At 74.2% G+C, this 11,177-nt stretch carries 12 protein-coding genes and 1 pseudogene; 5 read left to right on the forward strand and 8 right to left on the reverse strand.

What is annotated here, in order from left to right:
• Positions 1-107: 107 nt before the first annotated feature.
• Positions 108-323 carry an EF-hand domain-containing protein gene (locus F8568_RS41355; RefSeq protein ID WP_151599437.1) on the reverse strand — a complete coding sequence of 72 codons (216 nt, stop codon included), beginning with the start codon at positions 321-323 and terminating at the stop codon, positions 108-110.
• 116 nt (positions 324-439) lie between these two features.
• Between F8568_RS41355 and F8568_RS41360 the strand changes: the two genes are divergently transcribed.
• On the forward strand, positions 440-1,246 hold the full coding sequence (locus F8568_RS41360; protein ID WP_151599439.1) for a glycerophosphodiester phosphodiesterase: 807 nt from the start codon (positions 440-442) through the stop codon (positions 1,244-1,246).
• Positions 1,247-1,286: 40 nt separating this feature from the next.
• Here the strand turns inward: F8568_RS41360 and F8568_RS41365 are convergent, their stop codons facing one another.
• Positions 1,287-1,595, reverse strand: coding sequence for a type II toxin-antitoxin system Phd/YefM family antitoxin (locus tag F8568_RS41365; protein ID WP_151599441.1), 309 nt, complete (start codon positions 1,593-1,595; stop codon positions 1,287-1,289).
• Positions 1,596-1,692: 97 nt separating this feature from the next.
• On the opposite strand from F8568_RS41365, the gene F8568_RS41370 reads away from it, so the two are divergent.
• Positions 1,693-2,337, forward strand: a complete 645-nt coding sequence (locus F8568_RS41370; protein ID WP_151599443.1) for a ClpP family protease — start codon at positions 1,693-1,695, stop codon at positions 2,335-2,337.
• Positions 2,338-2,505: 168 nt separating this feature from the next.
• A complete protein-coding gene (locus F8568_RS41375) occupies positions 2,506-2,850 on the forward strand; it encodes an RNA polymerase-binding protein RbpA (protein ID WP_067472838.1) in 345 nt (114 codons plus the stop codon).
• An 85-nt stretch (positions 2,851-2,935) separates the two neighbouring features.
• Here the strand turns inward: F8568_RS41375 and F8568_RS41380 are convergent, their stop codons facing one another.
• From F8568_RS41380 to kamD, 6 genes are all read right to left on the reverse strand, one after another.
• On the reverse strand, positions 2,936-3,481 hold the full coding sequence (locus tag F8568_RS41380) for an FxsA family protein (protein ID WP_151599445.1): 546 nt from the start codon (positions 3,479-3,481) through the stop codon (positions 2,936-2,938).
• 135 nt (positions 3,482-3,616) lie between these two features.
• The gene (locus tag F8568_RS41385) at positions 3,617-4,363 is read right to left on the reverse strand and encodes a polyprenol monophosphomannose synthase (RefSeq protein ID WP_202125953.1); all 747 of its coding nucleotides are present in this window, start codon (positions 4,361-4,363) and stop codon (positions 3,617-3,619) included.
• Between the two features lie 5 nt (positions 4,364-4,368).
• Positions 4,369-6,066, reverse strand: coding sequence for an apolipoprotein N-acyltransferase (lnt, locus tag F8568_RS41390; protein WP_151599447.1), 1,698 nt, complete (start codon positions 6,064-6,066; stop codon positions 4,369-4,371).
• Between the two features lie 675 nt (positions 6,067-6,741).
• A complete protein-coding gene (gene kal / locus F8568_RS41395; protein WP_151599449.1) occupies positions 6,742-7,137 on the reverse strand; it encodes a 3-aminobutyryl-CoA ammonia lyase in 396 nt (131 codons plus the stop codon).
• The gene (gene kamE / locus F8568_RS41400; protein ID WP_151599451.1) at positions 7,134-7,985 is read right to left on the reverse strand and encodes a lysine 5,6-aminomutase subunit beta; all 852 of its coding nucleotides are present in this window, start codon (positions 7,983-7,985) and stop codon (positions 7,134-7,136) included. The genes kal and kamE overlap by 4 nt, the downstream gene beginning before the upstream one ends.
• A complete protein-coding gene (gene kamD / locus F8568_RS41405; RefSeq protein ID WP_151599453.1) occupies positions 7,982-9,604 on the reverse strand; it encodes a lysine 5,6-aminomutase subunit alpha in 1,623 nt (540 codons plus the stop codon). The genes kamE and kamD overlap by 4 nt, the downstream gene beginning before the upstream one ends.
• A 396-nt stretch (positions 9,605-10,000) precedes the next feature.
• Here kamD and F8568_RS41410 point away from each other — a divergent pair, with 396 nt between their 5' ends.
• Positions 10,001-10,771: a bestrophin-like domain gene (locus F8568_RS41410; protein ID WP_151599455.1), complete on the forward strand. Its 771-nt coding sequence runs from the start codon at positions 10,001-10,003 to the stop codon at positions 10,769-10,771.
• A gap of 2 nt (positions 10,772-10,773) precedes the next feature.
• Positions 10,774-11,177 (forward strand): annotated as a pseudogene (locus tag F8568_RS41415) (hypothetical protein); the annotation flags it as partial.

Here is an 11,177-nt window from a genome sequence, read left to right on the forward strand (position 1 = left end):
CCCCGTTCCGCCGCCCCCCGGGGGCGCCCCCGCCGGGCCCCGCCCGGGCTCGCCGGGCCGGGATCGTCGTGCCGCGCGGCCGGACCTCCCTCAGGGATCGCGGCGGGTCACGCGGTCTGCTCCATCAGCGCCGCGAACTCCTCCAGCGAGATCTTGCCGTCGTGGTTGGCGTCGGCCGCGACGACGACCTCCACGGCCCGCGTCTCGGTGATGCCCTGCCCGAGCTTGGACATCAGGTTCTTCAGCTCGGCCGTGGAGATGTACCCGTCGCCGTCCACGTCCACCAGCTCGAACGTCGCCCGGTACTCGTTCACGTCGGCCATGGGGCTGCTCCTCCCGCTGATCGTCTGGGAGGGCGACGCTAGCAGTGATGGCCATGACCCGGTGCCTTTACGCAGTAAGGTCAGGCTGGGCGCGGGCGTCGGCCATAATCGGACGGGTGCCCCGCTCGTACGCCTTCCTCGACCACCCGGGCCCGATCCCGTTCGCCCATCGCGGCGGCGCGAGCGGCCGGCCGGAGAACTCGATGGCCGCCTTCCAGCGCGCGATCGACCTCGGCTACCGCTACCTGGAGACCGACGCCCACGCCACCGCGGACGGCGTCGTGGTCGCCTTCCACGACCGCACCCTCGACCGGGTCACCGACCGGACGGGGGCGATCGCGCGGCTCCCCTACGCCGAGGTCGCCAAGGCACGCATCCGGGGCACCGAGCCCATCCCCCGCCTCGAGGACGTCCTGACCGCCTGGCCGGACGCGCGCGTCAACATCGACCTCAAGGACGCCCCGGTCATCGGCCCGCTCGCCGAGGTCCTGCACCGCACCGGCGCCTGGGACCGGGTGTGCATCACCTCGTTCTCCACCCGCCGGCTCGCGCAGATGCGGGCGCGGCTGCCGCTGTTCGACGCCGGGGACGTGTGCATGGCGCTCGGGCCGCGCGGGCTGATGGCGCTGCGCGCCCGGTCCTACGGCGGCCCGACCGCCAAGCTCGTCCGGCTGGCCTCGACCGGCGTGGCCTGCGCGCAGGTGCCCTACGGCCTCGGGCCGGTCCCGTTCGTCACCGAGGCGTTCATCGCCGAGGCGCACCGGCTCGGCCTGAAGGTGCACGCCTGGACGGTCAACGACCCAGCCGCGATGAACCGGCTCCTCGACATCGGCATCGACGGCATCATGACCGACGACCTGGTCGCCCTCCGCCACGTCCTGGCGTCCCGCGACCTGTGGCCGCGCCCCACGCCGGCGTCCTGACCCCGGACGTCCCGGCGGCGCGCGGCCCTCGGCGGCCGGGTCAGCGGCCGAAGCCCGGAGGGCGCGGCGGGCCGCCGGGACGGTACTCGGCGGCGATCCGCAACGGTGCCTGCCGCGGCCGGTCGGGCTGCTGGACGGGGGCGGTGGGCGCGGGCGTGCCGGTCTGGGCGAGGTCCAGCCGCCCGGCGCGCAGGCTCTCCAGCAGCTCCAGGTCCTCCGCGGACACCAGGGCGGCCATCACCTTCCCACGGCGGGTCAGCGCGACGCGCTCCCCCGTGTAGGCGACCCGGTTCACCAGGTCGGCGAACTCCTTGCGTGCCTCCGTCACCGGCTTCTCCACGCTGTTCATCGTATAGCGAACTCCCCTGGCCCCTCCCGGCGCGCGGCTGTAGCTTCCCTTCCTGTACAGAGTGTACGTTCTGTACAGAGAGGGCGAAGGAGGGCGCATGTTCCCACGACCGGAGGACGACCGTCCCGCGGAGCGGGCGGAGACGTTCGCGCCGCGGACGGCGGCGAAGGTGGCCGAGGCGCCGCAGCTCGCGGACGCGCAGCTGTACGAGCGGCTGCTGGCGCAGCGGATCGTGTTCCTCGGCACGGAGATCGACGACCAGGTCGCCAACCGGGTCAACGCGCAGCTGCTCCTGCTCGCCGCGCAGGACGCCCAGCGCGACATCACCATCTACATCAACTGCCCCGGCGGCGTGGTCGACGCCGGGATGGCGATCTACGACATGATGCAGTTCGTCCCCAACGACGTGTCGACGGTGGCGATGGGCATGGCGGCCTCGATGGGGCAGACGCTGCTGTGCGCCGGCGCGGCCGGCAAGCGGTACGCGCTGCGGCACGCGCGGGTGATGATGCACCAGCCGCACGGCGGGATCGGCGGCACCGCGTCCGACATCAAGATCCAGGCGGAGCAGTCGCTGTACCTGAAGCGGACGCTCGCCGAGCGCACCGCGTTCCACACCGGCCGGTCGCTGGAGACGATCGAGGCCGACGGGGACCGGGACCGCTGGTTCACCGCCGAGCAGGCCCGCGAGTACGGCTTCGTCGACCACGTCATCGACAGCACCGACCGCGTCGGGTCCTGAAGGCGCGCTCCGGGGCGCGCGGTCCGGCGCGGGCCGCCGGACGATCGGCGCGGGCGGCCCGGTACGGCCGCAAAGAGCAGGGTTGGACGCCGCATGATCCGGGAATCTTGTGATGGTGTCCAGCGTTGGTCAGGGCAAGACCGCAAGCCGTCTGGGAGGCACGTGACGATGGCCGAGCGCGCACTTCGCGGCACCCGACTCGGAGCGACGAGCTACGAGAACGATCGCAACACCGATCTGGCCCCTCGGCAAGAGGTGGACTACACCTGCACGAAGGGCCACCGGTTCACCGTGACGCTCGCAGCCGAGGCCGAGGTGCCGATGACCTGGGAATGCCGCAGCTGCGGCGCCACGGCCCTGCGGGTCGACGGGGAGCTGCCCCAAGCCAAGAAGGGCAAGCCGCCGCGCACCCACTGGGACATGCTCATGGAGCGCAGAACGGTGGAGGACTTGGAGGAGGTCCTCGCCGAGCGGCTGGAGATCCTGCGTGCGGGGCGCAGGAGATCGGCATGACCGTCTGACGACGACGAAGAGGCCCGCACCGGAAGGTGCGGGCCTCTTCGTGCGCTGCGGGCCTCCTCCGGGGGCTTCCGGCCGGTCAGGTGCGGGACGGGTGGTCGTCCTCCTCGACGACCTCGCCGCGCACGACGGGCCCGCGCGGGGTGTCCGGGTCGCGGCCGTCCGCCCCCGGATCGAACGGGTCGAACCGGTCGAACGGCCCGAGCCCGGGGCCGCCCGGGCCGGGCCGGAAGGCCATCGGCGGGCGGTCCCCGGCGAGGCGCATCCGCCGCGCGGTGTACCGGGACGCGGCGCGGCGGACGAGCGGCCGGGTGAACGGCAGCACGAACAGCAGGCCGAGGGCGTCGGTGATGAGGCCGGGGATCAGCAGCAGCACGCCGCCGGCCATGACCAGGGCGGCGTCGCCGAGCTCCCGGTCGGGCACGGATCCGCGGCGCAGGGTGTCCTGCAGGACGCGCCAGGCCCGGCGGCCCTCCCGGCGGACGATCCAGCCGCCCAGCAGGGTCTCGGCCGCCAGCAGCGCCAGCGTCGGCCACAGGCCGATCACCTCGCCGACCTGGACGAGCAGGACGATCTCCACGACCGGTATCAGCAGGAACGCCAGGACCAGTGCGAGCGGCAGCATGGCTCCATTTTCGGGTTGCGGTTGCCTGTACCGGTGTCAACGCCGGGACGCCCCCGAACGTTTCCCCCGGGGACCGCCCGGACACACCGGGGCCGGCGTCCCGGAGACGCCCGGCACGGGACCGTTCGCGGCCCGTCAGCGGGCCCGGTCGCCTTTGCCCGAGCGCCCGGCCATTCCCCACTGGGTGATGCGCAGCGCCGCCTCCATCATCACGTCCCGGCTCATCTTGCTGGTGCCGTGCACCCGCTCGACGAAGGTGATCGGCACCTCCACCACGCGCAGCCCCTTGTGCAGGGCGCGCAGCGCGAGGTCGATCTGGAAGCAGTAGCCGCGCGAGTCGACCCCGTCCAGACCGATCTTGTCGAGCGTCGCGGCGCGGAACGCGCGGTAGCCGCCGGTGGCGTCGTGCAGCGGGATGCGCAGCATCAGCCGGGCGTAGGTGTTGGCGCCGCGCGACAGCGCCTCGCGGCGCTTGGGCCAGTTCTCCACCTTGCCGCCGGGCACCCAGCGGGCGCCGATGACCAGGTCGGCGTCCTCCAGCGCGGCCAGCAGCCGGGGCAGTTCCTCGGGCTGGTGGGAGCCGTCGGCGTCCATCTCCACCATGACGTCGTAGCCCTGCTCGGCGGCCCACCGGAACCCGGCGATGTAGGCGGGGCCGAGGCCCTCCTTGCCGGTGCGGTGCAGCACCTTCACCTGGTCGTCGGCGGCGGCGAGGGCGTCGGCGACCTCGCCGGTGCCGTCCGGGCTCGCGTCGTCCACGACCAGCACGTCCACCGACGGCACGGCCTTGCGCACCCGGCCGGTGATGCGCTCGATGTTCTCCCGCTCGTTGTAGGTCGGGATGATCACGAGCACCCTGCCGAGGTCGGCTGGGATCTCCATCGGCGTCAATTCTCCTCGTCGTTCTTCCTGGCCGTCGTCCATGCCGCGGCGCACAGCGCTCCGATACCCGCCCCGACCAGCACCCATTCCGGCCACTCGGCGAGCCGGTCCGCCAGGGTGCGCTCGGTGCGCTCGGGGACGCTCGCGACCTGGAGGTCGGGCACGAACTCACGGGACCGGTCGATCATCCGGCCGTCGGGGGCGACGATCGCGCTGATCCCGCTCGTCGCGGCAACCAAGATCGTACGGCCATGTTCGACCGCGCGCAGCCTCGACATCGCGATCTGCTGCGGCGGCAGGCTGGTGCGGCCGTAGGTGGCGTTGTTGGTCTGGACGACCAGGATCCGGCCGCGGGACACGTCGCGGACCTCCCGGTCGTAGGCGACCTCGAAGCAGATCACGTCGCCGATGTCGACGGGCCCGAGCCGCATCACCCCGGACCGGGTGCCCTTGGCGAAGTCCCGGGGGATCAGCTCGAACCGCTTGATGATCTTGGTGAGGACGTCCCGGTACGGCAGGTACTCGCCGAACGGGACGGGGTGCCGCTTGACGTAGTAGTCGCCGGGGCCGGTCACCGGGTCCCAGACGATCCCGCGGTTCTCGACCTTCGAGCGGTCGGGCGTGTCGGTGAGGGCGCCGACCAGGACGGGGACGCCGACGTCCTTCACGGCGCCGTCGATGGCCCGGTAGGCGTCGGGCTCGGTGTAGGGGTCCAGGTCGCTGGAGTTCTCCGGCCAGACCACCAGCTGCGGCCGGGCGACCTTGCCGGCGCGGATCTCGGCGGCCAGCCGGTGGGTGGCGTTGACGTGGTTGTTCAGGACGGCCTTGCGCTGGCCGAGGAAGTCCAGGCCGAGCCGCGGCACGTTGCCCTGGACGACGGCGACGGTGACGTGCGGGCCGCCGGTCGGGGTCGGGATGAGCAGGCCCGCGCCGGTGACCGCGCCGGCCGCCACCAGGGCCAGGACGGCGGCCAGGGCCGCGCGGCGCCTACCTGGCGCAGCGTCAGCGCCGTCGGCGGGGGCGTTGCCGGGTGCCGGGCGGGACGGGCGCAGCCGCCACCCGGCGACGGCCGCGGCGGCGAGCAGCCCCCCGACCAGGGCGGTCAGGAAGGTGACCAGCGGCGCCCCGCCGATCGAGGCGTACGGGGTCAGCGGCGTGGCGGTCTGGCTGAACGCCAGCCGCGCCCACGGGAACCCGCCGAACGGCTCGCGGCCGCGCAGCGCCTCCTGGGCGACCCACAGCGCCGCCGTCCACACCGGCCAGCCCGGCAGCCGGGTGACCAGCGCGATGGCGGCGCCCATCGGGACGAAGTACAGGGCCTGCACCAGGCTCAGCGCGGCCCAGGCGTCGGGGCCGACCGGGATGAGGCCGTCCAGGGTCGGCAGGAAGAACGCGGCGCCGCCGAGGAAGCCGAGCCAGGCTCCGGTGCGGGCGGCCTGGCCGCGCAGCGCGAGGGTGAGCGCGGCGACCGCGACCGGCCCCAGGGGGGTGAGGTCGAACGGGGGGAACGCCAGGCAGAGCGCGGCGCCGGCGGCCAGGACGACGAGGGTGCGGGGCCATCCGGCGCGCCCACCGGTCCGCAGGAAGCGCCGCAGCGCCCGGGCGCGCCGGGCCAGGCGCCCGGAGCGCCCGGGAGCGGGTGCGCCGCCGGCGTCCGCGGTCCCGCCGGCCGGCTGCCGGTCCGGGAGGGTCTCCTGGGCCAACGTCCACCCCCTCGTTCGCTCGATCCGTCCGCCGGAACGCTACCGGCCCGCGGCGGCCGGGGCGACCACGCCCCTGTATCGGTGGCACATGCCGGTGGCACGCATCGGTGCCACCGCCGATGCGGCAACGGTATGCGCTTTCGGCCGGGAACGGGGCGATACGGACGGGGGGAGGCGCGGCTGGAAACGGCGCGAACGGCGTGGACGGCGGCGGGCCGGGGGCGGCGGGCGCGCCGGACGCGGAAGAGGGCCCGTGGCATCCGTCGGGCCGGAGCCGTCCCACAGGCGGTGAGAGCGGGTCTCCGTTTTCTACTGGATGTCCGGGCCCTTCCCGGGTCCAACCCCCCGCACGATCGGGCGGCTCCGCCCGGACACCGGCCCGGACCACCGCACTGGCTCGGGCGGGCGCGGCGTCGGCCACCGGTGTGGCCCGCCCTGGTCCCGCCGCGGCGCGGTGCCCGGTGACGCCCCGGGCGGCCGATCGGTGAGTCCCGTGCTGGACTGCAGCAAAACTACCGGCTTCGCGGCCCTTGTCAACCGCCGCATGTTCTGCGGCGACTCTCTGTTCTCCCAGCTCAGCACCATGATCGCAGGTCCTGGGCATTTCGGTTGCGGACGCGCCGGCCCGGCCCGCGGCGCGCCGCCGCGCCGCGGGCTCGGATCGCGCCGCGCGGGTCAGCCGCCGGGCGCGGGGACGACCACCGTGCCGGTCGCGGTGACCGCGACGATCGGCTCGGCGAGCACCTCGGCGGCCGACTCCCCCGTGTCGGGGCGGCCCCGGCACACCACCCGGGCCTCGAAGTCCAGGGTGCGGCTGCGGGTGCCGACGCGGGTGACGACGGCGGTGGCCTCCAGCACGTCCCCGGCCCGGACGGGCGCGCGGAACTGCACGTCGGAGTAGGAGGCGAACAGCCCCTCGTCGCCGTCGGCGCGGATGCACACCTCGGTGGCGACGTCGCCGAACAGGCCGAGCACGTAGGCGCCGTCGACCAGGTCGCCGGCGTAGTGGGCGTGGGAGTAGGGCACGTAGCGGCGGTGGGTGACGGTCAGGCCCTCGCGGGGGTCGCTCATCGGCGGTCCTCTCCTTCGTCGTCGTCCGCCTGCCGGGCCTCCTGCACGGCCCTGCCGGGGAGCAGGGCGTGGACGAGGTAGCTGGCGACCTCGGCGGGCGTGGTGCCCTTGCCGAAGATCCGGTCGACGCCGAGGTCCTCCTCGGTGACGGTGTCGAAGCGGGGCCCGCCGACGACCAGCAGCGGGCGGCCCATGCCGGCGGCGACGGCGGTGGGGTACTCGGCGTGGAACGCGGCGGCCATCTGCTTGGTGTTGTGCAGGTGCGCGTTCTTCTGCGTGACGACCTGGGAGACCAGCACGGCGTCGGCGTCCTCGTCCTTGGCGCGCTCGACGAGCTCCTCGACGGTGACCTGGGCGCCCATGTTCACCACCTGGATCTCCCGGTAGTACTCCAGGCCCTTCTCCCCCGCGAACCCCTTGACGTTGAGGATCGCGTCGATGCCGACGGTGTGGGCGTCGGTGCCGATGCACGCCCCGACGACGACGAGCCGCCGGTTCAGCGCGCCCCGGATGGCGAGGTTGACCTCCTGCGAGGACAGCAGCGGGTACGCGCGCTCCTCGGGGACGGGGATGGAGGCGTAGTCGATGAGGTGCCCGACCCGCCCGTAGACGATGAAGAAGGTGAAGTCGGGCCCCATCGGCTTGGCGTGCACGACGCTGGCGGGGGCCAGGCCCATCTTCCCGGCCAGCTGCAGCGCGGCGGCGTCGGCGCGCTTGCCCGCCGGGACGGGCAGGGTGAACGACATCTGGACCATGCCGTCGCCGGTGGTGTCGCCGTAGGGGCGGATCACCTGGCGGGTGTCGGCGGGCTGGGCCGGGGCCTGCGTCCCGGGCGTCTGGACCGTCATGCGGGCACCTCCTGGGCGTCGGCCGTGGCGTGGTGGGCGTGCGGGTCCTCGGTGTCGAGGATCTCGATCGCGGGGTTGACGTAGCCGGCGGCGCGCTCGACGACGCCGTCCAGGCCCTTGCCGCCGTCGGGCGGACGGCGGGTGACGCCGAAGGTGCCCTCGGCGATCGCGGTGAGCAGCCCGTCGCCGTCGATCCGCTCGAGCAGCTCCACCGACTCCGACAGCACCCGCTTGGCCCGCTGGACGATCATCCCGTCGGGGCGGGGCATGAAGTCCTCGGCGAGGGCGCCGCAGGCGTCGCGGACGTAGCGGACGTTCTCCAGCGCGAGGTCGCGGTCCGACAGCCAGGGGGTGTGGATGCCCTCGGTCATCATCCCGATCAGGATGATCGACTGCCCGGTCAGCACCCCGGCGAGGTTGAAGAACGCGTCCAGCAGGTAGCCGGCGAAGATGTTGCCGGTCATGTGCTTGGTCGGCGGCATGTACTTCAGCGGCGCACCGGGGAACAGCTCGCGGACGAGCTGGGCGTGCGCGAGCTCCAGCCGGAACGAGTCGGGGATGGCCGGGTCGATCTCGAAGGCGTGGCCGAGGCCGAGCTGGGCGTCGGACAGGCCCGCCTCGTGCCCGAACCGCTCGTTGAGCAGCTGGCTGACGATCACGGTGTGCGCGGCGTCGACCGCGTCGGCGGTGGTGAGGTAGTTGTCCTCGCCGGTGTTGACGACGATGCCGGCGCGGGCGTGGATCTGCCGGGAGAAGCGCTGGTCGATGAAGGTGCGGCGGGGGTTGATGTCGCGGAAGATGATGCCGTACATGCAGTCGTTCAGCATCATGTCCAGGCGCTCGAGGCCGGCGAGCGCGGCGATCTCCGGCATGCACAGCCCGGAGGCGTAGTTGGTCAGCCGGACGTAGCGGCCGAGCTCGCGCGAGACGTCGTCGAGCGCCGCGCGCATCAGCCGGAAGTTCTCCTGGGTGGCGTAGGTGCCGGCGTAGCCCTCGCGGGTGGCGCCCTCGGGGACGAAGTCCAGCAGCGACTGCCCGGTGGAGCGGATCACCGCGACGACGTCGGCGCCCTCGCGGGCGGCGGCCTGCGCCTGCGGGATGTCCTCGTAGATGTCGCCGGTCGCGACGATGAGGTAGACGAGCGGGCGCGGCGGGTCGGCGGCGTCGGGGGTCGGCAGTGCGGCCAGCAGCGCGTCGCGCTCGGCGCGGCGGCGGTCGATGCGGGCGATGCCGCCGCGGGCGGCGGCATGCGCGGCCTCCCGGGCGTGCGCGGCGTCGGTCCCGGCGGGCAGCCGGAACGACACCCGGCCCCGGGCGGCGGCCCGCGCGAGGTCGCCGAGGGTGCGGTGCGGGCCGGTCAGCAGGGCGTCCCAGACCGGCAGCGCGACGCCGTGCTCGAGGCCGACCTGGTCGCGGACGGCGTCGGCGAGGTGGTTGGCCCACGGCCGGCCCTCGTCGTCGGCGCCGGCCAGCCCGGCCAGGCGCAGCAGCGCCCGCTCAACCGAGACGGTGGTGTGGGAGCGGGCCATCCGGATGATCGGTTCCGCGGCCCGGGCGGCGAGCCGCCGGGCGGCGGCCACCACCTGCGGATCGAGGTCCAGCTTTCCCTGCGGCGCCATTGCCGTCTCCCCTCACGCTGCCGCCCCTCTCAGGCCGGTTGCCGACAATCATCCTTCTGTACGAGTTCTCTACCGGAGATCTTCCGGCATCTGAACCGCAAATCGCAAGAACTAACAGCAGATCCCGCGGCTGCGGGCGCGCGCCGCACCCTCCTCACCGCTCCCCACCCTTCCCCCATCACTCCTTCCCCTTGCGCGCACCGCGCTCCCACCGGACCCGGAAGCCCGTCCAGAGCCAGCCTTTGCTCTCCGCCCCGGCCGGTCACGTCACCCCCAGGTGACGACCAAGGGAAAACCGGCGACGGACACGTTTGGTGAGCCTAGAATCACCGTCAGTCGCATGCGGGCGGGGACCCGGCCCCGGCCGCCGCAAGTCCGGTTCCGCCCTGGAGGGCCATGATCATTTATATTGCGGCCGCGGCGTGCGCCGTCATCGTCGTGATCCTCGCGAGCCGGCTCGTGCGGCGCGCCCGGCACGGCGTCGACGACCCCGACCCCGACGGCCCCACCACCGCGCACACCGGGGCGATGCTGTCCGCGCTGTTCCTGCTCGCGTTCGCCATCGCCATCGTGGTGCCGTGGACCAACGCCGACTCCGCCCGGTCCAACACCTACGCCGAGAGCCAGGCGGTCGTCGAGGCGTACTGGGCCGCCTCCCGGCTGCCCGCCGCCGACGCCCAGCGGGTCCAGGCCGGGCTGCGCGACTACGTGCGGATCGTCCGCGGCCCCGAATGGCGGCTGATGCGCGACCACGGCCGGCTCAGCGCCGCGGGATGGACGACGCTGGACGGCCTGCGCCGCGAGGTGATCGCGGTCGGCACCCCCACCGACCAGCTCCAGAACGCCCAGGGCGCCGTCCTGGACCACCTCACCGAGATCTCCGCCGCCCGCCACCAGCGCGCCATGGACGCCAAGACCACCCCGCCCGCCGGGCTGCTGGTCGTCACCGTCCTCACCGGGATCGTCGTGATGCTGCTGCCGCTGTTCGCCGGCGCCAGGCCGCGCGGGATGACGCTGATCCCGCTCGCGCTGATGGCCGGGCTGCTGGCCGCCGGCGTCTACCTGGTCTTCGACATCGCGCACGTGTTCCGCGGCGGCCTCGCCGTCCACCCCGACGCCTACACCGGCGCGGCGGCCGAGCTGCGGCGCATCACCGGAGGTGGCTGAGCATGCGCCGGCCGCCGCTGCTGCCCGCCGCGCTCTGCGGTGCGCTCGCCGGAGCGCTGGCCCTGCCGGCCGCCGCGTTCGCCGATCCGGCGCCCGACCCGTCGTCCTCGGTCACCGTCACCGGGCAGGGCGGCGGCGGGGTGAGCGTCTGCATCGACGGGGAGGTCCACGTGAACGTCGGGCCGGGCGCGCCCGGCTGCGCGAAGCCGACGCACGCCTCCCCGGAGCCGCCGCCCCAGCCCGCCCCACCGCCGCCGACGCACGCCCCGCCGCCGACGCACGCCCCGCCGCCCGGGACGCCCGCGCCGCCGGAGACCGAACCGGCGCCGCCGGCCGGGGAGCCGCCGGCGGAGGAGCCGCCGCCCGCGGCCGCGCCGCCCGCGCACGTCCCGGAGGCGCCCGCGCC

It is taken from the genome of Actinomadura physcomitrii, assembly GCF_008923205.2.
Taxonomy (GTDB): Bacteria; Actinomycetota; Actinomycetes; order Streptosporangiales; family Streptosporangiaceae; genus Spirillospora; species Spirillospora physcomitrii.

Excerpts from the sequence above, each read along its gene's own strand:
- F8568_RS41365 (WP_151599441.1), bottom strand. The coding sequence starts at position 1,595 with ATGAACAGCGTGGAGAAGCCGGTGACGGAGGCACGCAAGGAGTTCGCC.
- F8568_RS41380 (WP_151599445.1), bottom strand. The coding sequence starts at position 3,481 with ATGCTGCCGCTCGCACTGGTCCTGGCGTTCCTGCTGATACCGGTCGTG.
- F8568_RS41385 (WP_202125953.1), bottom strand. The coding sequence starts at position 4,363 with ATGGAGATCCCAGCCGACCTCGGCAGGGTGCTCGTGATCATCCCGACC.
- F8568_RS41410 (WP_151599455.1), top strand. The coding sequence starts at position 10,001 with ATGATCATTTATATTGCGGCCGCGGCGTGCGCCGTCATCGTCGTGATC.
- kal (WP_151599449.1), bottom strand. The coding sequence starts at position 7,137 with ATGAGCGACCCCCGCGAGGGCCTGACCGTCACCCACCGCCGCTACGTG.
- kamD (WP_151599453.1), bottom strand. The coding sequence starts at position 9,604 with ATGGCGCCGCAGGGAAAGCTGGACCTCGATCCGCAGGTGGTGGCCGCC.
- F8568_RS41370 (WP_151599443.1), top strand. The coding sequence starts at position 1,693 with ATGTTCCCACGACCGGAGGACGACCGTCCCGCGGAGCGGGCGGAGACG.
- F8568_RS41355 (WP_151599437.1), bottom strand. The coding sequence starts at position 323 with ATGGCCGACGTGAACGAGTACCGGGCGACGTTCGAGCTGGTGGACGTG.
- F8568_RS41375 (WP_067472838.1), top strand. The coding sequence starts at position 2,506 with ATGGCCGAGCGCGCACTTCGCGGCACCCGACTCGGAGCGACGAGCTAC.
- kamE (WP_151599451.1), bottom strand. The coding sequence starts at position 7,985 with ATGACGGTCCAGACGCCCGGGACGCAGGCCCCGGCCCAGCCCGCCGAC.